Here is a 19428-nt window from a genome sequence, read left to right on the forward strand (position 1 = left end):
GCATGCGCTTCGTCTACCTCGGGCCGGAGGCCACGTTCACCGAGCAGGCGCTCCACACGCTGCCCGAGGCCGAGCGCGGCACGCGTACCCCCATGCGCAGCGTCCCGGAAGCGCTCGACGCGGTCCGGGCGGGCGAGGCCGACGCGGCGCTCGTGCCGCTGGAAAACTCGATCGGCGGGTCGGTGGCGATCACGCTCGACGAGATCGTCGACGGCACGCCCCTGATGATCACCCAGGAAGTGGTGATTCCGGTCGAGTTCGTGCTGACCGCCCGCACGGCGGTCCCGCTCGACCAGATCCAAAGCCTCGCCGCCCACCCGCAGGCGTCCGCTCAGTGCCGGGGCTGGCTCAGGTCGCACCTGCCGGACGCCACGGTCGTCGACATGCTGTCGAACTCGGCCGCCGCCATCGCCGCCGCTCAGGGCGAGTACGACGCGGCCATCTGCGCGCCGATCGCCGCAGGCCGGTTCGGGCTGACGGTGCTCGCCGAAAAGATCGCTGACCATCCCGACGCCGTGACAAGGTTCGTCCTGGTGACCCGGCCCGCGTCACCGCCGCCACCGACCGGTGACGACCTGACCTCGCTGGCCGTCTACATCGCGCACGACCGGGTCGGTGCGCTGCTCGCGGTGCTGATGGAGCTGGCCGTCCGCGGGGTCAACCTCACCCGCATCGAGTCCCGCCCGACCGGCGAGCGCCTCGGCCGGTACGTCTTCTTCCTGGACTGCACCGGGCACGTCGCCGATGGTCGCGTCGGCGAGGCGTTGCAGGGGCTCCGGCGGATCTGCGCGGACGTCCGCTTCCTCGGCTCGTACCCGAGGCACCGGTGGGTATCGGAGAGCGACCGACCGGTCCCCGCGCCGGCCGGACTCTCCGATGTGGACTACGCGGACGCCGCGGACTGGCTGGCGCGCATCCGCGGCGGCGACCTCCCGTGATCATTGCGTCATTCAAGTCGCTCTTACGCCTTGAATGACGCAATGATCACGCGGGACGGTCAGCCGCCGAAGAGCCCGCCCAGCCCGCCGCCCTGCTGTTGCTGGCCCATGCCCTGCACCGGCGGCTCTTCCGACGGCTGCACGACCACGAAGCCCTGGCCCGCGAAGCTCATCGTGAACGCCTCACCCGTACGCCGGCCGAGCAGCGTGCCCAAGCCGAGCTGCTCCGCCCGGTGGTACCCGGTCTGGAGGTTGGCCGACCAGCAGACCGCCGCCTGCGGGTCGACGTACGTCGGCTGGTCGACGTTGAGGACGACCGGGGTGCCCTTCGTGGTCACCGCGATCCGCCCGTATCCGCTGAAGACGCAGTTGAACATGCCCGCCGACGACAGCATGCCCATGCCCTGCACCATCTGGATGTCGTACTGGAGCGTCGAGTCGAACGCCAGCACGCTCGACCCGTTGATCGACAGGGCGTCGCCCTGCTCCAGGTCGATCAGGTGCACGTCGGAGGCCAGGTCGGCGAGGAAGACGTCACCCCGACCCGTCATCTTCATCAACGGCACGCCCTCGCCGGTCAGCTTCTGCTTGAGGAACTTGCCGAGACCACCCGAGCCAAGCGCCTGGAACTGCACCTGCCCCTGGTAGGCGACCATGGCACCGGTGCGGGCCATGCACTCGCCGTTGAGCTCTATCTTCAACATCTTGGAGTTCTGGAGTCGCAGGCCCGGCTGGGCCGACTCCTTTTCGAGGTTCTCTGCCGAAAAGAGCGCGCTACGCATGTCTGGAGCGTAGGACCGCCCGGCAACCAGCGAAACTAATCCCAGCCCAGCTCGTGCAGCCGGTCATCATCGATGCCGAAGTGGTGGGCGATCTCGTGTACGACGGTCACCGCCACCTCCTCCACTACGTCATCCTCGTTCTCGCAGATGCGCAGCGTCGGGTTGCGGTAAATGGTGATCCGGTCGGGCAGTACGCCGGCGTAGTCCCAGCCCCGGTTGGTCAGCGCATACCCCTCGTACAGTCCGAGCAGGTGCGGGTCGCCGGTGGGCGGGTCGTCCTCAACCAAGATCACGACGTTGCTCATGAGCCCGAGCAGCTCTTCAGGCACCTCGTCGAGGGCCTCGCTGACCAGCTCTTCGAACCGCTCACGGGTCATGTCGACGGGCACGCGCCAATTGTGCCCGACGGCAGGAGCACCGCCGGGCACAGGAGCGGATCGGATCAGGCGAGCCGTGCGGAGAGGTTGATCTCCGCGCCGGGAGCCAGCAGGCGGGAGATCGGGCAGTTCGCCTTGGCGTTCTCCGCGCTCTTCTGGAACTCCGCCTCGTCGATGCCCGGCACCTCGCCGACCGTCTCCAGATCGATCCGGGTCACCGTCATGCCGGCGTCGGTCTTCTCCAGGTGCACGTTGGCCGTCGTGTTCACCGAGTCGGGCGTGTAGCCGGCGTCGGCGAGAACCTTCGAGAGGAACATCGAGAAGCAGCCGGCATGCGCGGCACCGATCAGCTCCTCTGGATTTGTGCCCTCGCCCTCTTCGAATCGGGACTTGAAGGAGTAGTTCCCCTCGTACCCGCCCTTACCAGTGCGGACCGTGCCGGAACCCTCGGTGAGATTGCCCTGCCAAAGGGCGGATGCGGTGCGGATAGCCATGCACCCGACGCTAGCCCAAAGCACACCGTGATGCGACGATGCGGCGCATGAGCCGGAAGGTGGCCACGGTGGGCGGCGGGCTGGTCGCGGGAGTCGGATTCGTGCTGGCGTTGCTCGCTCTGGCGTTGCCGTGGGCGACATACCGGCTCGCGGTCGACGTGCCCGTCGGCGACGCCGGCCTCGACCACAAGGGCAAGCTCGCCGTGTTCCAGGTCGACCTCGGCTGGTGGTACGTGGTCATGCTCTTCGCGCTGCTCGGCCTGGTCGCCTGGACTGCCGTGGCCAAGGGCGCGGCCGCGCGGTGGGCGGCACTCGCCGGGCTCGCCTTCGGCGTCGCGGGCATGGCACTCGCCAGCGCGCTCGCCGGGCGTCTCGCCAGCACGTCGGTGGACACCGTGGTCAGCGGGATCGCGATGATCGACGTCCGCGCCGCGCGAGCGTCCGGCGTCGGGTACGGGGTCGCGGCTCCACTGGTACTGGCGTTGGGCGGCGCCCTTTTGTCAGTCCGCACCCAGCGGGAATGACTCCTATCCTGGGTGAGGAGCAGCCCAGGAGGTGTACGCCATGCGGACAATCGAGCTGCCGGTGACCAACGAATGGACACCGGAACTGCTGGAAGGGCTTCCTCCCGACTACCGCTACGAGGTAAGCGAGGGAAGGCTGACCCTCTCCGCACGGGCAATGCGGCCCTGGCAGGCAGATGGGATCGCGCGGGTATGCCGTTTGTTACGCGCCCAGGGCAGACTGGCCTACCACAACCAGGGCGTCGTGGTCGGCCCAGGCGAGATCGGGTGCTGTGACGTCGGAGTGTTCCACGGCCCGCCGAAGGACGCTGCCTACCATCCTGCGCGCGCATTCGAACTGGTCGTCGATGCGGTCTCTCCTGCTCCCGCACGCTACGCCGCTGGGAGGATCCCGGAATACTGGCGCGTGGACGAGATCGACGGAGACACGGTCATTTATCAGCATCGCCTTGTTCGGGACGAATACGTCGAGAGCAGGGTTGTGTTGCTGAGTGCGCTTGAGGCGGAGAGTGTCTGAGCATGACTGACGACGACGCGGCGGTTGTGGAGTTCGGCGGGCAGGAGCCGCGTAGCCGCCGCGCGGCGCTCAACGACGTGCTGGGCAAGCTGCGCCACGACCGCCGGGTCGTACCGGTCGTCGCCGGGCTCGCAGCCCTCGCGCTCTTCGCGTCGCTGGCCGGCGAGTGGCAGGTCACCACGATCAACGAGCCGGACTTCTTCGGGCAGGGCCTGTCGCCAGCGCCCGTACCGGCCGGTCTGGGCGAGTTGGGTGGCTGGGCGGCCGCGTACCTGATCGGCGTCTTCGCGCTGGTCGCCTGCGTGGCGCTGGTGCTCTTCGCCCAACCCGCGGTGCGCGACCTCGCCCGCGTGATCGGCCTCGCGATGGCGGGCACGTTGGGCGCGGTCGTCGTCGCGATCGCGTTCGACCTGAACGACCGGAGCGTCGCGGTCGCCTCACTCGGCATCTACAACGGGCCGGACGCGCCGCAGTACGAGCTCACGTACGGCCGCGGGCTGACGATGGCGTTCCTCGGGGTCGGCGGGCTCGCGTTGGCGCTCTACCTCGCGGGCCGGCTCATGCCGACGGCCGCCGGATCCATCGCGACCGGCGCCGCCTCGGCGGAGAGCGACGATCTGGCGCCGGCCGAATCCGACTGGCCCTGGCGCCGCCCGGCCGCGAAGGAGACTCAGGCTGAGGAGATAGCGCAGCCGATCGACCTCACGGTCTCACCCGCCGCCCCCTTCGTCCCCCTCACCGACCAGCCCGACCGCGAGTAAAACCCTCTACTACAGGAGATTTCGAGCTACCGCGATACCCGCCGCGGTCCGGGCGCGTTGCTCCCGCGGCCTCACCCTCCGCGGCTACACAACCCACCCGGGACGTGGCGGCAACCCCGCCCGGACGTGGCAGCAGAAACGCTGATACTGCGGCTTCCGAGCGCGTTCGAGGCGACAAAAACCAGGATTCTGCGGGGACCGCAGAGGCGCGGCGGCATGGGGTGAGCGCGACCGCACGCGGAGGGTGAGGCCGCGGGAGCGACGGTCTCAGCCGCGACGGGCATCGCGGTAGCTCAGATCCCGGTTCCGCGCCCGCCGATCAAGGGCAATCGCACGGATCAAGGGCGAATGCACGCGGATTTGAGATCGAATCACGTGCGTTCGCCCTTGATCGGCGGAAGAGGGGCGGCGGGCGCGGCCGCGGGCCCGGCGGGGCCCAGCGAGCCGCGGGCGGCGGGGCGCGGGGGTGGGGTTAAACCCGGCGGCGGGAGGGTGGGGGCGGCCGGTAGGCTGGTTTGTCGTGATTGACCTCCGCCTGCTTCGCGAAGATCCGGATGCCGTACGCGCGAGCCAGCGAGCCCGAAACGAGTCCGAGTCGCGCGTCGATGACCTGCTCCGCGCCGACGAGGAGCGGCGGGCGGCCGTGCAGCGCTTCGAGGCGGTGCGCGGCGAGCAGAAGTTGCTCGGCAAGCAGGTGTCTTCGGCCAAGGGTGACGAGCGAGCCGCCCTGCTGGCGCGCACCAAGGAGCTGTCGGCCGAGGTGAAGGCGGCCGAGGCGGCCGCCAACGAGGCCGAGCAGGCACTGCGTAAGGCGCACATGGCCGTGTCCAACCTCGTCGAAGAGGGCGCTCCGCCCGGGGGCGAAGACGACTACGTCGTGCTGCGCGAGGTCGGCACCAAGCCCGACCTGGCCAACCCGCGCGACCACCTGGAGATCAGCGAGGCGCTGCGCGCGGTCGACATGGAGCGCGGCGCGAAGGTGTCAGGCAGCCGGTTCTACTTCCTGATCGGCGTGGGCGCCCTGCTGGAAAACGCCTTGCTGCAGCTCGCGATCGCGCAGGCGGTCGAGTACGACTTCACGCCGGTCATCCCGCCCGTGCTGGTCAAGCCGGAGTCGATGGAGGGCACCGGCTACCTGGGCGCACACGCCAGCGAGGTCTACCGGCTGGAGGCCGACGACCTCTTCCTGGTCGGCACGAGCGAGGTGGCTCTGGCGGCGTTCCACACGGGCGAGATCCTCGACCTCGACGGGCCGATCCGGTACGCCGGGTCGTCGTCGTGCTTCCGGCGGGAGGCCGGCTCGCACGGCAAGGACGTGCGGGGCATCATGCGCGTGCACCAGTTCAACAAGGTGGAGATGTTCTCGTTCTGCCGGCCCGAAGAGGCGCGCGACGAGCACCGGCGCCTGCTGGCCTGGGAGGAGGAGATGCTCGCCAAGGTCGAGATCCCCTACCGGGTGATCGACACGGCCGCGGGCGACCTGGGTTCGAGCGCGGCGCGCAAGTTCGACTGCGAGGCGTGGGTGCCGTCGCAGGGGCGGTACCGCGAGGTCACCTCCACGTCGAACTGCACGACCTTCCAAGCCCGCCGGCTCAACATCCGGTACCGGGACGCGGATGGCCGCACGCAGACGGTCGCGACCCTCAACGGCACCCTGGCGACCACCCGCTGGCTGATCCCGATCCTGGAAAACCACCAGCAGGCAGACGGCTCGGTGCGGGTGCCCAAGGCGCTCCAGCCGTACCTGGGCGGGCGGGACGTGTTAGAGCCCGCGTGACGCGGACGTCGCACAAAAGTCATGGATGAGTAGCAATCGGCGAGGTACGTTTGCTCCCCCGCCGTCACCGGGGCGGATTCGCCGTCCCCGGCGCCGGCCGGGTGAGGAGGAACCATGCCGCGCCCGGGATTGCCCAAACTCATCGCCACCGACCTCGACGGCACGCTCGTGCGCAGCGACGACACGGTGTCGGAATTCACCCATGAGGTGCTGGACCGGGTACGGGCGGCGGGCATCCCGATCGTGGGCGCGACCGGGCGCGGGCCGCGGCTGGCCGAGCTGACGCGCAACGACATCCGCGCCGCCGACTTCCTCGTGATGGCCGGCGGTGGACGGGTCGTCGACCAGAGCGACCCGGCCGGCCCTGCGGTACTGCGCGACGAGCGGCTGCCGGGTGAGGTGCTCGCGGGCGTCATCGCCGACCTGGAGGCGCAGGTCGGGCCGCTCACGGTCATGGTGGAGGCGCTGGACAGCCCGGACTCGCCGCTGTGGGGCGACTACGACCCCGCGTGGCGGTACCCGGACAGGTTCGAGCAGCGGGCACGCGCCGAATGCCTCCAGGGCGAGGTGATCAAGGCGTTCGCCCGCACCGTCGACCACGACGTCGACGCGCTCCTCGCCGCGGCGCGCCAGATCGTCTCGCCGGAACGGGCGTCGATCACGCAGGCGGGGCTCGGGTTCGTCGAGATCTGCCCGCCCGGCGTCGACAAGGCGACCGGCCTGATGGTGGTCGCCGAGGCGCTGGGTGTCGACCGGGCCGAGGTACTGGTCTTCGGTGACATGCCCAACGACATCCCGATGTTCGAGTGGGCGGGCTGGGGACGGGTCGCGGTCTCCAACGCCCACCCGTCGGTGCGGCGCCTCGCCGACGAGGTGACCTTGCGCAACGACGACGACGGCGTGGCGGTCTACCTCGATCGACTACTGTCCCGTTGATGGACTCCCCGCCGCGCCTGGTCGCCACGGATCTCGACGGGACGCTGGTGCGGCAGGACCGAGCGGTCAGCGCGCGCACCGCCGACGTACTGGCCCAGATCACCGCCGAGGGCACGCCGGTCGTGCTGGTGACGGGCCGCCCGGTGCGGTGGCTCGCCCAGGTGTACGACCAACTGCACGCGCCTCTCCCGGCGATCTGCGCGAACGGGGCGGTGGTCTACGACCCGGACACAGACCAGGTGCTGCGCGCCGATCCGCTGGCTCCGGACCTGCTCACCGAGGTGGCGCGGCGACTGCGGGCGGCGGTACCCGATGCGGTCTTCGCAGTCGAGGTCGACGACGGCCGGCGGCTGCGGCACGACGCGGGGTGGCCGGTCCGGTGGGATGCGGCCGACCCGACGATCCGGGTCTTCGACTCCCCCGACGACCTGGCCGCGCTGCCGGCGGTGAAGCTGCTGGTGCGGGCGAGCGAGCGCGATCCGGACGCGTTCCTGGCGATCGTGTCCGAGGCGCTGGGCGATGTGGCGGAGGCCACTCACTCGTCGTACTCGGGGCTGGCCGAGATCTCCGCCGCGGGCGTCACCAAGGCCGCTGGCCTGGCGTGGTTCTGCGAGCGGCACGGCATCGACCCGCGCGAGGTACTGGCCTTCGGCGACATGCCCAACGACGTACCGATGCTGACCTGGGCGGGTCGGGCGGTGGCGGTCGCCAACGCGCACCCTGCGGTGCGGGAGATCGCCGACGACGTCACGCTCTCGAACGACGACGACGGTGTGGCGGCCTACCTGGAGAAGCTCTTCGTGTCGCACTGACACCGGCGAGCGGCGCGGGCCCGCGCTGCGCGAAGATGGGCGTATGACCGAAGCACCCCGCAACCCGGAAGAGGCCGCCGCCCACCAGAACACCGTGGTGGTGGTCGGTCCGGACGGACGTCCGGTCGGCACCGTCGACACCGACCCGGAGAGCGAAGGCGAAGACCCATCGCGCCTGGTCGAGCAGCCGGCCAAGGTGATGCGGATCGGCAGCATGATCAAGCAGCTGCTGGAGGAGGTCCGTGCCGCACCGCTCGACGAGGCGAGCCGGCACCGGCTCCGCGAGATCCACCAGCGGTCGATCACCGAGCTGGAAGACGGGCTCGCGCCCGAGCTCCGCGACGAGTTGGAGCGCCTGTCGCTGCCGTTCGAAGACGGTGCGACGCCCAGCGAGGGCGAGCTGCGGGTGGCGCAGGCGCAGCTCGTCGGCTGGCTGGAGGGCCTCTTCCACGGCATCCAGGCCGCGCTGGTGGCCCAGCAGATGGCCGCCCGCATGCAGCTGGAGCAGATGCGTGGCGGCCGGCCCGCGCTGCCCGTGGGCCCCGGCGGCGCGGTCATGCCTGGCATGCCCGGCACGCGGCAGGGTCAGGGGCAGGGCGCCGACGGCGGGCCTACGGGCCAGTATCTGTAGCGCGCACGGCGCGGGATAGCGTCGGTGCATGTCCGCCGACCCTCGCGCCGTGCTCACGCGTGCCGTGCCGCCCCCTGACAGGACGGTGAGATACGGCCAGCACCCCGATCAGATCGCTGACGTGCGCCTGCCACCCAATGGGTCCGGGCGCACGTTTCCGCTGGTCGTGGTCGTGCATGGCGGATTCTGGCGGGCGCAGTGGGACCGCGCGCACATCGGGCCGCTCGCTGCCGCGCTCGCTCGTCTCGGGTACCCCGTGGCGCAGCTGGAGTACCGGCGAACGGGCCAGCCGGGCGGCGGCTGGCCCGGCACGTTCGCTGACATCGTGGCGGCCGTTGGGGCCCTGCCGGGGCTGATGGCGCTGGACGGGCCGCCGATCCTGCTGGGGCACTCGGCCGGCGGGCACCTCGCCCTGTGGTACTCGGCCGTCGCACCCGCCCCGGTGCGCGGCGTGGTGGCGCTGGCCCCGGTCGCCGACCTCGCGGAGGCGTACCGGCTGGATCTGGACGGTGGCGCGGTGGCCGCGCTGCTCGGCGGCGGCCCGACCGACGTGCCCGATCGGTACACGGAGGCCGACCCCTCCGGACGGCTACCTGGCCATGCACCCACAGTGATCGTCCATGGCGCCCTCGACCGAAACGTACCGATCGAAATGAGCCGGCGGTACGCGGCGATGGCGCGGCAGGTTGGTGCCCCGGTGACGCTCCACGAGCTGCCGGAATCGGAGCATTTTGCTCTTATCGACCCCGAATCGGCCGCCTGGCCAGCGGTGACGGCCGGATTACATTCCCTGCACTCATGATCACCATTTATTGACGCAGGGTCGCCAACCGGGTAGACAGCCTCGGGGAGGGAGCCGCGATCCGGCCCCGGAAGATACAGAGAGGAACACCGTGTCGCAGATAGATCGCCGGCAGGCGCTCAAGCTACTCGCCGCCGTCGGAGCGGCCGGGCTGGCCGCCGCCTGCGCCACGGAGGAGACCCCTGACGAGCCGCAGACCAGTGACGAGCCCGTCAAGATCGGCCTTATCGCACCGCAGACCGGCTCACTGAAGGCCATCGGCGACGAGATCACCAACGGCTTCCAGCTGTACCTGGAGCTGAACCAGAACCTCCTGGGTGGCCACCCCGTCGAGCTGGTGATCGCCGACGAGGGCGCCGACGCGAAGTCTGCCAAGGCCGCCGTCGAGTCGCTGGCCAAGCAGGGCACGCTCGCCCTCACCGGCGTCGCCAACGTGGGCGCGCTGGCCGGCATCCGCGACACGGTGGAAAGCGCCAAGATCCCTCTGATCGCCACCAACGGCATCCCGCGCAGCCTCCAGAGCGTGCTCTACATCTGGTGCACGTCATACGTGACCAACGAGCCGAGCGACGCGCTCGCCGCATACCTCAAGCGCGAGACGGTCGCGTCGGAGCGCGTCACCGTGGTGGCGCCCGACGACGACAGCGGGCAGGACGCGTTCGACGCCTTCCGGCAGGAGTTCGGCAGCGGCGACGCGCGGCTCACCTCTGCCGTGCTCACCGACCCGGCCGCGAGCGCGAGCCGGTCGTTCTTCGATACCGCGCTCAACCAGGTCCGCGGCATCAACCCCGACGTGGTCTACGCGTTCTACTCGGGTCAGGCGGCCACCGAGTTCGTCAAGCAGTACCGGGCCAAGGGCATCCAGGCACGCATCTACGCGCCGGGCTTCTTCACCGACGGCACCATGCTGGCCGATACCGGTGACGAGGCGCGCGGCATCTTCACCGCGATGAACTACTCGGCCGACATCAACAACGCCGCCAACCGGCTCTTCGCCACCTCGTACCGCCGGGCGCACGACGCGACCCCGTCGTCGGCGGCGATGGCCTCGTACGACGCCGCGCAGGTGCTCGACAAGGCGATCCGGCTCAGCCGCGACCGGCTCACCCCGCCGCAGGTCAACCTGATGCTCGGCCGCGTCGGCCAGATCGACAGCCCGCGCGGTGGCTGGCAGTTCAACCAGCCACGCACCCCGCAGCAGAAGTGGTACCTGCGCGAGGTGCGCCGCGACGGTCAGGTCCTGTCAAACGTACTGATCAACGAGCTGGGCACGCTGGGTTAGCGGAGTTCGGCGACGCAGCATTTGATGCTGCCGCCGCCCTTTTTCAGCTCCGACAGCTCGACGAGCACCGGCGTGTACCCGGCCGCTTCGACCTTGTGCGCCATGCCGGTCGCCTCGCTGTTCAGCACGACGTGCCGGCCGTCGCTGACCAGGTTCAGCCCGAAGGCGTACGCGTCGGCGTCGTCGGCCCGGACCGCGTCGGGGAAGAGCTGCCGCAGTACCCGCTGCGACGCTTCCGAGAAGGCGGCCGGGTAGTAGGCGACGGTGCTGTCGTCGAGCGCGGCCAGCGCGGTGTCGAGGTGGTAGAAGCGCGGGTCGACCAGGTGCAGCGACACCACGGGTCGCCCCAGCACATCCTGCGCCTCCACATGCGCCACCGGCTCGGTGCGGAAGCCGTACCCGGCGAGGATCAGCCCGCCGTACGCCTCTGGCAGGTACGCGAAGTCGCCCTCGCCCTCGTTGGTCTCGGCGGCCGGCACGCAGGTCCAGCCGCGCGCTGCGAGGTACGCCCGGTGCGCGGCCGCCTCGGCTGTCCGCTGCGCGTACTTGAATCGCGCGCCGTACGCCACGCCGTCGACCGTGAAGGCGCCGTTGGCGGCGTACACCATGTCGGGCAGTCCCGGCTCGGCCGGCAGTACGTGCACGGTGTGCCCAAGGCCGGTGAGGGTTTCCCGCAGCCGCTCCCACTGCTTGAGCGCGAGCTCGGTGTCGACCGGGGTCGACGTGTCCATCCACGGGTTGATGGCGTAGTCGACCGCGTAGAACTCGGGCGGACACATGAGGTATGTCCGCTTTTGCGGCATGCGCTGAAGGGTCACGGTCAAAAGATTAGGTACCTTACAGTGGCCTTGACAGCCGCAAGTCTTGCGTCGGAGAGGCGAAACATTGCAGATCGACGACGTAGACCAGCGAATCATTGCATCGCTCGTCGCCGACGCTCGGGCGTCGTACGCCGACATCGGCCAGCGGGTGTCGCTGTCGGCGCCAGCGGTGAAGCGGCGCGTCGACCGGCTGCGTGCCGCCGGAGTCATCCGGGGATTCACGGCCGTCATCGACCCAGCCGCCGTCGGCTGGACCACCGAGGCGTTCGTGGAGCTGTTCTGCGCCGGTCGCACAACGCCGGCCCAGATCGCCGTCGCGGTCCGCCGGCTGCCCGAGGTGATCGGTGCGTACACGGTCTCCGGCCAGGCCGACGCGCTGGTGCACCTGCGTGCCGCCGACATCGGCCACCTCGAAGACGCGCTCGAGCGGCTGCGAGCCCAGCCGTTCGTCACCTCGACCCGCAGCACGATCGTGCTGTCCCGGCTGGTCGACTCCCCCACCGTGGTGGCCGCACCCGACCCGCTGAGCCCCGACCGGCTGAGCTGATGCCCTCGCTCCGCTCGGGTCGTTCGCGCGCCTGAAAGCCGCCCTGTAGACCGCAGTCGCTCTGGTCGCTTCGCTCCCGCCGCTTTGTGCGGTCTGCGGGCGGCGGCGCACTCACTGGAAATCAGGGAACTGGAGCCGCCCGCCCCGCGTCCAAGCCCGCATGACACCCCGACTCGCGCTCTCCGCGGCCGCACCGCTGGCACTGCTGGCCGCGCTCACCGGGTGTACCTCGTCGGACCCGGACCCCCAACCGCCGCGCCGCGACCAGGCGGTGCCCGCCGGCGCGTTCAAGCTCGTCGCGTTCGACTCGTGCGCCGCGGCGCTCAAGGACATGAAGTCCGCGGCGAAGGAGTACGTGGGTCCGTGGGGCTTCGGCGGCGTGGGTGACGAACGCGGCATTCCCCTCACCGGCGCCGGTGACGCGCAACGCTCGGGAGCCGAGAGCGCGGGCGGCGCGACATCGGCGAACAAGGCGGCGATCCCCGACCACTCGGGGACCAACACGCACGAGGCGGGCGTCGACGAGCCCGACATCGTCAAGTCCGACGGCCAGCGGATCGTCACGGTCAGCCGGGGCGTACTGCACGTGGTCGACGCGGCGAGCCGCAAGGTCACGGGCGAGCTAGACCTCGCGGCCAACGCCGACGACCCCAAGCGCTGGGCGACCATGAACCTGCTGCTGCACGGTGACCGCGCGCTCGTCCTGGTGCACGAGGGCTGGAGCTATGCCGCCTCCGACACCGTCCGGTCCGACGTCGCGAAGCCGGTCGGTCCCGGTGAGATGAGGGGGCCTGAGCTGCTCCTCGTCGAGCTGAGTGGCAAGCCGCGTGTGGTCAGCCGGTACACGATCGAGGGTGGCCTGGTCGACGCGCGCCAGACCGGGTCGACCGCCCGGGTGGTCGTCCGGTCGGCTCCGCTCCTGTCCTTCCCCTACAAGGAGGGCGCCAGCGAGGCACAGCGCACCGCCACGAACCGCGGCATCATCGACCGCGCCGACGAGGCGGCCTGGCTGCCGGACTACACGGTCACCACGGGCGGGAAGACCACCAAGGGACGCGTGGAGTGCGGGCGGATGTCGCGTCCGGAGACGTACTCCGGCACGTCCATGGTGACGGTGCTGAGCTTCGACCTTGGCTCCTCGGACGGGCTGGGCAACGGCGACCCGGTCGGCGTGGTCGCCGACGGCGACACCGTCTACAGCAACGGCAGCAACCTGTACGTCGCGAACGACCAGCGGTGGCGGGTCATGCGGTGGCTCGAGTCGCGCAACGAGGCACCGAAGCCCGAAGACGAGATCACCGAGATTTACCAGTTCGACGCCTCGAAGCCGGGCAAGCCGCGGTACGTCACCTCGGCGTCCGTGCGCGGTTGGCTGATCAACCAGTACGCGATGTCCGAATGGGACGGTCACCTGCGGGTGGCCACCACCAGCGGCCGCACGTGGGGCGAGAACCCGAAGTCCAGCTCGACGGTGTACGTGCTCAAGGCGACCGGCGGCGAGCTGAAGGAGACCGGCCGGGTGGGTGGCCTCGGCAAGGGCGAGCGCATCTACGCGGTCCGGTTCGCCGGCACCACGGGGTATGTGGTGACGTTCCGGCAGACCGATCCGCTGTACACAGTGGACCTGACCGACCCGGCCAAGCCACGCGTCGCCGGCGAGCTGAAGATCACCGGGTACTCGGCGTACCTGCACCCGACCGAGCCCGGACGGGTGATCGGGATCGGCCAGGAGGCGTCGACCGAGGGCCGCGTGCAGGGCACACAGATCTCCCTCTTCGACGTGTCCAACCCGGACAAGCCGGCCCGGCTGTCGCAGCACCACGTGGCCGACAGCAGCTCGGAGGCCGAGTACGACCCGCACGCCTTCCTCTACTGGGCGAAGGACCGCCTGCTGGTGGTGCCGTTGATGAGCTACGACAAGTCAAAGGGGACCAGCCAGATGAGCGCGCTCGTGCTGCGCGTCGGCGAGTCGGGCTTCACGGAGATGAGCCGGCTCACCCACCGGGCCGCGCCGGACACCGGGATGATCCGCCGCTCGCTGGTCGTCGGCGACACCCTCTGGACGCTCTCCGACGCCGGCCTCATGGCGACGGGGACGTCGACGATGGACACCCGCGCCTGGCTGAAGTGGGACGCCTGATGGGCGCGGCACCTTTCGCACCCGCCGACGACGGCGGTCTGCACCTCGGTTGGGCGATCGCGCACCTCCCGCCTTACGAGCCGGAGGAGCGCGCCCGCCCTGACGAGGAGCCCGACGAGGCGGAGGATGCTTCCTAGAGGTACATGCCGGTGCGGTGGTCGTCACCGTCGCGGTGCGTCGGCTTGTCGCCCTCTCCGAAGAACCGCTTGCCGCCGAACTCACCGTGCAACCGGTCGTCGAGCTCGTCCGCCAGTCCGGTCATCACCTGTACTGCCAGCATCAGATGGGTGGACTGGAAGTTGCGCCCGAAGACGGGGATGGACGCCCACACCGTGTCGTTGGTGCAGTAGAGCCGGCCGATCGGCATGCGGTTGGTCAGCTCCGACAGCTTCACGTAGAGCTGCTCGGTCGGCTCGACCTCGGTGAGCACCGGCGAGAGCACGTCGACCAGGGGCGGGTTGTCACGCACCCGCACGAACACCATCGCCGAGCCGGCCCGGATGCCGATGTCGCCGTCGGAGTCGACCTGGAGCTGCTCAGGAGTGCTCTTCATCATCGCGGCCACGACCATGCGCACCTGCTCGTCGAGCTCGAGCACGTCGCCGACGTCAGGGCCGCCAGCCGAGCCGGGCGCGAGGATCTCGATGCCGTTGGCGCCGAGGTCGGGATCGAGCCGCGCGGTGCCGAGCGGCGTCACCGGGATGGGCTCACCGTCCGGGTCGTGTACCGCGTAGACCAGGAACGCCGGATGCGGTGCCCCGTACACGTCGCGCAGCGTTCGGGTGATCGTGCCGGCGAGCCGTTTCGCGTCGCCGACCGTGGCTCGCAGGCCGAAGTGCTCACCCGAGCCCTCCATGACACCGGGCGGGGACCAGCCGAGCGCCACCATGTCGGCCACCGCCGCCCGGTCCATCCGGTAGCCCGCGGGCAACCCGGCGTTGCCCACCGCCAGCGCGTCGACCCGGCCGTCCTCGTCGATTTCGACGCTCACGGAGTACACGGCGTCGCCGGTGCCCGACGCGGTGGGGTCGAGCGTCAGCTCGAGCTGCGCACCGGCGGCGATCGACGCCACCACGCCGGCAAGCGCGCCGGCGAACTCGCGCCACGCGTCAGTGACCTTCGCCCGCAGGTCGGACGTGCTCGGTTCGTCGAGCAGTACCGCGTCCTGGGGCTGGTCGTGGCCCCCCGCTGGGTGGTCGCCGATCATGATCGCCTCCGTCCGTCAGCATCACCCTACCCAGCGGTCGCCGGAGTTATTGTGTCGGAATGGCGAAGCAAGCGCCGCGTGACGACATCGATGAGCGCGGCGTCCGGATCACCCGGCCCGAGCGCTCGGCGGCGGGCCTGCCCGGGGTCACTCACGCGCTCCGCGCGGGGATCGACGAGATGGGCGTACGCCGGACCGCGCTGACCCTCCTGCGGATCAATCAACCGGACGGTTTCGACTGCCCCGGGTGCGCATGGCCGGAGCCGCCACCGGGCAAGCGGTCACACACGGAGTTCTGTGAGAACGGTGCCAAGGCGGTCGCGGAAGAGGCGACGCTGAGGCGGGTGACCCGCGAGTTCTTCGCCGAGCACACGATCGACGAGCTCGCCGAGCGCACCGACCACTGGTTGGGACAGCAGGGCCGGCTGACCGAGCCGATGGTGCGCCGCCCCGGTGCCGACCACTACACGCCGATCTCGTGGGACGAGGCGTTCGCGCTCACCGCCGAGCACCTGCGGGCCGCCGCGCCCAACGAGGCCGCTTTCTACACCTCCGGCCGCACCTCGAACGAGGCAGCCTTCCTGTACCAGCTCTTCGCGCGGGCGTACGGCACGAACAACCTGCCCGACTGCTCCAACATGTGTCACGAGTCGTCCGGTGTGGCGCTCTCGGGCACGATCGGGGTCGGCAAGGGCTCGGTCACGCTCGACGACATCCACAAAGCCGCGCTGATCGTGGTCGTGGGGCAGAACCCCGGCACCAACCATCCGCGCATGCTCTCCGCGCTCGAAGAGGCCAAGCGTCGCGGCGCGAAGATCCTCGCCGTCAACCCGCTGCCCGAGGCGGGACTGATCCGCTTCCGCAACCCGCAGAAGCCGCGCGGGCTCGTGGGGCAGGGCACGCCGCTCGCCGACCGGTACCTCCAGATCAGGGTGGGCGGCGACCAGGCACTCTTCCGCGCGATCGCCGCGCTGCTCGTGGCCTGGGGCTCGGTCGACGAGTCGTTTGTGGACGGACACACCGGCGGCTACGAGGAGTACCGGGCGGCGCTCGACTCGCTGGACTGGCCCGCGGTGGCCGCGGCGACCGGCCTGCCGCGCGGGGAGATCGAGGCCGCAGCCCGCATGTTCGCCGCCTCCAGCGCGACCATCGTGTGCTGGGCGATGGGCCTGACACAGCAGCGCGACTCGGTGGCCACCATCCGCGAGATCGTCAACGTGCAGTTGCTGCGCGGCATGATCGGCCGCCCCGGCGCCGGCCTGTGCCCGGTCCGCGGACACTCCAATGTGCAGGGTGACCGCACGATGGGTATCTGGCACGAGCCGCCGGCCTGGCTGCCCGCGCTGTCGGAGCGGCTCGGTGTGCCGATGCCCGCCGAGCGGGGATACGACACCGTCGAGGCTCTGCGCGCGATGCGTGACGGGCGGGTGCGCGTCTTCGTGGGGCTGGGCGGCAACTTCGCGGCGGCTACACCCGACACCGCGGTCGCCCACGCGGCGCTGCGGGCCTGCGCGCTCACCGTCCACGTGTCCACCAAGCTCAACCGGTCGCACGTCGTACCGGGCGAAACCGCGCTGATCCTGCCGTGCCTGGGCCGCACCGAACGCGACCGGCAGCTCTCCGGCGACCAGTTCGTCACGGTCGAAGACTCGATGTCCGCCGTGCACTCCTCGCGGGGGCGCCTGGCGCCCGCCTCGTCCAGCCTGCTCTCCGAGGTGTCGATCGTCGCGCGGCTGGCGCAGGCGGTACTTCCCGAGTCGACGATCCCGTGGGCGGCGTACGAGGCCGACTACCGCGCGGTCCGCGAGCTGATCGGCGCCGTGGTGCCCGGTTTCGCCGACTTCGAGGTGCGGGTGAGCCGCCCCGGCGGGTTCACGCTGCCGCACCCGCCACGCGACAGGCGCGAGTTTCCCACGCCGTCCGGCAAGGCGCTCTTCACATCCGGCCCGCTGGCGCCGATCCAGGTGCCCGAGGGGCGGCTGCTCCTGCAGACCGTGCGCAGCCACGACCAGTACAACACCACGATCTATGGATTGGACGACCGGTACCGAGGGGTGCACGCCGGCCGCCGGGTGGTCTTCGTCAACCCGGACGACCTGGCCCAACTCGGCATCGCCGACGGCGCCCTCGTCGATCTTGTCTCGGAGTGGGACGACAAGGTGGAGCGCCGGGCGCCGGACTTCCGGGTGGTGTCGTACCCGTCCGCACGCGGTTGCGCCGCTACCTACTTCCCCGAGGCGAATGTCCTGGTCCCGCTCGACTCGACGGCCGAGGGGTCCAACACGCCGACCTCCAAACAGATCATCGTCCGCCTGGAGCCGAGCGGTTAGCCGACACCTTTGACCCGAACGGCCAGCTACGCGCCGGTTGTCAATCCGTAGCTGTTCGATGGGCATAGCGTGAGCCGGTTGGTTGCATCGGCTGCGTATGGGACGGCCGGCTCTGCGGAATGAACCGACCGGCGCGGCTCCTGCACCCACTCTCGACGGGGAGTTGGGGGGATCGGTCATGAACCGGTCGATACGGGCCGCGATGATCGCGGCGGTCAGTGTGGCAATGGTGCTCACACCGACGATGGCCTCGGCCACTCATCCCGAGGTGAGCCTGGCCGGCAGCAACTTTGAGATCGACACGGACGCCAACATCAAGGTCGACGACCCGGCGCCGTCGATCGACTGGGCGAGCGTCAACGAGACCCGCAAGGAAGACACCGCGAGCGGGCAGTCCGACGAGTCGTTCGGGCAGGGCTCCAAGGAAGACACCGCGGTGCCATCGGTCGTCGACGGCGGCATCCCGCCGAACAAGAGCGACCTGAAGTGGTTCGGCGTGTACCAGGAGGGCAACACCAGCACGGGGTTCCTGAACCTGTTCTGGTCGCGCGTCCAGGACCCGTCCGGCACGACGAACATGGACTTCGAGTTCAACCAGAGCAGCACGCTGTCGACGAACGGGATAACCCCCGTCCGGACAGCCGGTGACCTGCTCATCATCTACGACCTGTCACAGGGCGGCACCAAGCCGCAGCTGTCGATCCGCACCTGGACCGGCAGCGCGTGGGGAACGCCGACCAACCTGACGAGCTCGAACCTGGCCACCGGCTCGATCAACACCTTGAGCATCCCGGCTGGCGAGGCCGACGGGCTGGGCGCACACAGCGCACGCACGTTCGGTGAGGCGCAGGTCAAGCTGTCGGCGCTGTTCCCCAACCCGAACGTGTGCGCCGGATTCGGCGCGGCCTACCTCAAGAGCCGCTCGTCCGACTCGTTCACCGCCGCGCTGAAGGACTTCGTGCCACCGGTCGCGGTCAACATCAGCAACTGCGGCGGCGTCAAGATCATCAAGAAGGACGACACCGGAGCGGCGCTCGCGGGCGCGGAGTTCACGCTGTACAAGGACAACGCACCGGTCGGCGGCAGCCGCGGCGCCGAAGACACCATCACCACCCAGAAGTGCACCACCGCCGCCAACGGCGAGTGCACCATCGGCAACGTTCTCGCCGGGGAGTACTGGGTGGTCGAGACCGTGACACCGCCGAACCACGACACGGCGGCCGACCAGCACGCCACCGTCACGGCGGACGCCACGGTCACGCTCACCTTCATCGACCCGCGGCAGCGCGGCGCCATCCTGGTCACCAAGGTGCGCAAGCACGCCGCCGCCGGTCCGGGCGACCACCCGCACGCGGGCGTCGACTTCACCGTCAACGGCGTGACCAAGACGACCGGCGCCAACGGCAAGGCGTGCTTCGACAACCTGGCCATGGGCAGCTACACGGTGCACGAGGTCACCCCGGCGAACTACGTGGGTGAGGCGGACAAGAACGTCACGGTCGACAACAAGGCGAACTGCACCGACAACCCATACGCCGGCGAGACCGTGACCTTCACGAACACGCCACTGTCGAAGATCACCGTCACCTTCGAGTCTCAGGTGCCGGGCGGCACCGCGGCCACGATCGCCTGCACCGGGCTCACGGCCACGCCGCCCGACGGCACGCCATCGGACTTCGACGACACGTCGGAGACCTTCCAGGACCTGGTGCCGGGTACCTACACCTGCACCGTGGTCGTCGATCCGTAG

Annotated in this window: 20 protein-coding genes; 15 read left to right on the forward strand and 5 right to left on the reverse strand. The window is 70.1% G+C overall.

All coding sequences use genetic code 11. The features are described 5' to 3' along the window. Nucleotides 1-2 precede the first annotated feature (2 nt). Complete coding sequence (gene pheA, locus QMG73_RS02145; RefSeq protein ID WP_281892024.1) at nt 3-938, forward strand: prephenate dehydratase; 936 nt, start codon at nt 3-5, stop codon at nt 936-938. Nucleotides 939-997: 59 nt separating this feature from the next. Here the strand turns inward: pheA and QMG73_RS02150 are convergent, their stop codons facing one another. From QMG73_RS02150 to QMG73_RS02160, 3 genes are all read right to left on the reverse strand, one after another. Then, nucleotides 998-1720 (reverse strand): AIM24 family protein, encoded by a 723-nt coding sequence (locus tag QMG73_RS02150; protein WP_281892025.1) that lies wholly within the window; start codon nt 1718-1720, stop codon nt 998-1000. Nucleotides 1721-1755: 35 nt separating this feature from the next. Beyond that, nucleotides 1756-2097: a metallopeptidase family protein gene (locus QMG73_RS02155; RefSeq protein ID WP_281892216.1), complete on the reverse strand. Its 342-nt coding sequence runs from the start codon at nt 2095-2097 to the stop codon at nt 1756-1758. A gap of 65 nt (nt 2098-2162) precedes the next feature. Then, on the reverse strand, nt 2163-2591 hold the full coding sequence (locus tag QMG73_RS02160; protein WP_281892026.1) for an OsmC family protein: 429 nt from the start codon (nt 2589-2591) through the stop codon (nt 2163-2165). Between the two features lie 47 nt (nt 2592-2638). Between QMG73_RS02160 and QMG73_RS02165 the strand changes: the two genes are divergently transcribed. From QMG73_RS02165 to QMG73_RS02205, 9 genes are all read left to right on the forward strand, one after another. Continuing rightward, complete coding sequence (locus QMG73_RS02165; RefSeq protein WP_281892027.1) at nt 2639-3115, forward strand: hypothetical protein; 477 nt, start codon at nt 2639-2641, stop codon at nt 3113-3115. 40 nt (nt 3116-3155) lie between these two features. After that, a complete protein-coding gene (locus QMG73_RS02170; protein ID WP_281892029.1) occupies nt 3156-3632 on the forward strand; it encodes a hypothetical protein in 477 nt (158 codons plus the stop codon). A gap of 2 nt (nt 3633-3634) precedes the next feature. Then, nucleotides 3635-4393 (forward strand): hypothetical protein, encoded by a 759-nt coding sequence (locus QMG73_RS02175; protein WP_281892030.1) that lies wholly within the window; start codon nt 3635-3637, stop codon nt 4391-4393. Nucleotides 4394-4913: 520 nt separating this feature from the next. Further along, entirely contained in the window at nt 4914-6170 is a 1257-nt protein-coding gene (serS, locus tag QMG73_RS02180; RefSeq protein ID WP_281892031.1) for a serine--tRNA ligase, read from the forward strand. Between the two features lie 114 nt (nt 6171-6284). After that, the gene (locus tag QMG73_RS02185) at nt 6285-7106 is read left to right on the forward strand and encodes an HAD family hydrolase (RefSeq protein WP_281892032.1); all 822 of its coding nucleotides are present in this window, start codon (nt 6285-6287) and stop codon (nt 7104-7106) included. Continuing rightward, complete coding sequence (locus tag QMG73_RS02190; protein ID WP_281892033.1) at nt 7106-7918, forward strand: HAD family hydrolase; 813 nt, start codon at nt 7106-7108, stop codon at nt 7916-7918. Before QMG73_RS02185 ends, QMG73_RS02190 begins: the two co-directional genes overlap by 1 nt. Before the next feature lie 43 nt (nt 7919-7961). Next, nucleotides 7962-8549 carry a bacterial proteasome activator family protein gene (locus QMG73_RS02195; protein ID WP_281892034.1) on the forward strand — a complete coding sequence of 196 codons (588 nt, stop codon included), beginning with the start codon at nt 7962-7964 and terminating at the stop codon, nt 8547-8549. 28 nt (nt 8550-8577) lie between these two features. Then, nucleotides 8578-9351 (forward strand): alpha/beta hydrolase family protein, encoded by a 774-nt coding sequence (locus QMG73_RS02200; protein ID WP_281892035.1) that lies wholly within the window; start codon nt 8578-8580, stop codon nt 9349-9351. Between the two features lie 91 nt (nt 9352-9442). Beyond that, nucleotides 9443-10633 carry an ABC transporter substrate-binding protein gene (locus QMG73_RS02205; RefSeq protein WP_281892036.1) on the forward strand — a complete coding sequence of 397 codons (1191 nt, stop codon included), beginning with the start codon at nt 9443-9445 and terminating at the stop codon, nt 10631-10633. Here the strand turns inward: QMG73_RS02205 and ddaH are convergent. Then, nucleotides 10630-11436 (reverse strand): dimethylargininase, encoded by an 807-nt coding sequence (gene ddaH, locus QMG73_RS02210; protein WP_281892037.1) that lies wholly within the window; start codon nt 11434-11436, stop codon nt 10630-10632. The genes QMG73_RS02205 and ddaH overlap by 4 nt on opposite strands. A gap of 82 nt (nt 11437-11518) precedes the next feature. On the opposite strand from ddaH, the gene QMG73_RS02215 reads away from it, so the two are divergent. From QMG73_RS02215 to QMG73_RS02225, 3 genes are all read left to right on the forward strand, one after another. After that, entirely contained in the window at nt 11519-12001 is a 483-nt protein-coding gene (locus QMG73_RS02215; protein ID WP_281892038.1) for an Lrp/AsnC family transcriptional regulator, read from the forward strand. Nucleotides 12002-12161: 160 nt separating this feature from the next. Beyond that, nucleotides 12162-14141, forward strand: coding sequence for a beta-propeller domain-containing protein (locus QMG73_RS02220; protein ID WP_281892039.1), 1980 nt, complete (start codon nt 12162-12164; stop codon nt 14139-14141). After that, on the forward strand, nt 14141-14278 hold the full coding sequence (locus tag QMG73_RS02225; RefSeq protein WP_281892040.1) for a hypothetical protein: 138 nt from the start codon (nt 14141-14143) through the stop codon (nt 14276-14278). The genes QMG73_RS02220 and QMG73_RS02225 overlap by 1 nt, the downstream gene beginning before the upstream one ends. On the opposite strand, the gene QMG73_RS02230 is transcribed toward QMG73_RS02225, so the two are convergent. Next, a complete protein-coding gene (locus QMG73_RS02230; RefSeq protein WP_281892041.1) occupies nt 14275-15348 on the reverse strand; it encodes a T3SS (YopN, CesT) and YbjN peptide-binding chaperone 1 in 1074 nt (357 codons plus the stop codon). The two genes, QMG73_RS02225 and QMG73_RS02230, sit on opposite strands and share 4 nt — an antisense overlap. Nucleotides 15349-15407: 59 nt before the next feature. On the opposite strand from QMG73_RS02230, the gene QMG73_RS02235 reads away from it, so the two are divergent. Together QMG73_RS02235 and QMG73_RS02240 are read left to right on the forward strand one after the other, a co-directional pair. Next, nucleotides 15408-17678 (forward strand): FdhF/YdeP family oxidoreductase, encoded by a 2271-nt coding sequence (locus tag QMG73_RS02235; protein WP_281892042.1) that lies wholly within the window; start codon nt 15408-15410, stop codon nt 17676-17678. A 178-nt stretch (nt 17679-17856) separates the two neighbouring features. Next, nucleotides 17857-19428 (forward strand): MSCRAMM family protein, encoded by a 1572-nt coding sequence (locus QMG73_RS02240; protein ID WP_281892043.1) that lies wholly within the window; start codon nt 17857-17859, stop codon nt 19426-19428.

The sequence above is a fragment of the Phytohabitans aurantiacus genome, assembly GCF_027923225.1.
GTDB classification, from domain to species: domain Bacteria; phylum Actinomycetota; class Actinomycetes; order Mycobacteriales; family Micromonosporaceae; genus Phytohabitans; species Phytohabitans aurantiacus.

Bases quoted from the DNA above. Each gene is read 5' to 3' on its own strand.
- pheA (WP_281892024.1), top strand. From the start codon at position 3: ATGCGCTTCGTCTACCTCGGGCCGGAGGCCACGTTCACCGAGCAGGCG.
- QMG73_RS02150 (WP_281892025.1), bottom strand. From the start codon at position 1,720: ATGCGTAGCGCGCTCTTTTCGGCAGAGAACCTCGAAAAGGAGTCGGCC.
- QMG73_RS02155 (WP_281892216.1), bottom strand. From the start codon at position 2,097: ATGACCCGTGAGCGGTTCGAAGAGCTGGTCAGCGAGGCCCTCGACGAG.
- QMG73_RS02160 (WP_281892026.1), bottom strand. From the start codon at position 2,591: ATGGCTATCCGCACCGCATCCGCCCTTTGGCAGGGCAATCTCACCGAG.
- QMG73_RS02165 (WP_281892027.1), top strand. From the start codon at position 2,639: ATGAGCCGGAAGGTGGCCACGGTGGGCGGCGGGCTGGTCGCGGGAGTC.
- QMG73_RS02170 (WP_281892029.1), top strand. From the start codon at position 3,156: ATGCGGACAATCGAGCTGCCGGTGACCAACGAATGGACACCGGAACTG.
- QMG73_RS02175 (WP_281892030.1), top strand. From the start codon at position 3,635: ATGACTGACGACGACGCGGCGGTTGTGGAGTTCGGCGGGCAGGAGCCG.
- QMG73_RS02185 (WP_281892032.1), top strand. From the start codon at position 6,285: ATGCCGCGCCCGGGATTGCCCAAACTCATCGCCACCGACCTCGACGGC.
- QMG73_RS02190 (WP_281892033.1), top strand. From the start codon at position 7,106: ATGGACTCCCCGCCGCGCCTGGTCGCCACGGATCTCGACGGGACGCTG.
- QMG73_RS02195 (WP_281892034.1), top strand. From the start codon at position 7,962: ATGACCGAAGCACCCCGCAACCCGGAAGAGGCCGCCGCCCACCAGAAC.
- QMG73_RS02200 (WP_281892035.1), top strand. From the start codon at position 8,578: ATGTCCGCCGACCCTCGCGCCGTGCTCACGCGTGCCGTGCCGCCCCCT.
- ddaH (WP_281892037.1), bottom strand. From the start codon at position 11,436: ATGCCGCAAAAGCGGACATACCTCATGTGTCCGCCCGAGTTCTACGCG.
- QMG73_RS02220 (WP_281892039.1), top strand. From the start codon at position 12,162: ATGACACCCCGACTCGCGCTCTCCGCGGCCGCACCGCTGGCACTGCTG.
- QMG73_RS02225 (WP_281892040.1), top strand. From the start codon at position 14,141: ATGGGCGCGGCACCTTTCGCACCCGCCGACGACGGCGGTCTGCACCTC.
- QMG73_RS02230 (WP_281892041.1), bottom strand. From the start codon at position 15,348: ATGATCGGCGACCACCCAGCGGGGGGCCACGACCAGCCCCAGGACGCG.
- QMG73_RS02235 (WP_281892042.1), top strand. From the start codon at position 15,408: ATGGCGAAGCAAGCGCCGCGTGACGACATCGATGAGCGCGGCGTCCGG.
- QMG73_RS02240 (WP_281892043.1), top strand. From the start codon at position 17,857: ATGAACCGGTCGATACGGGCCGCGATGATCGCGGCGGTCAGTGTGGCA.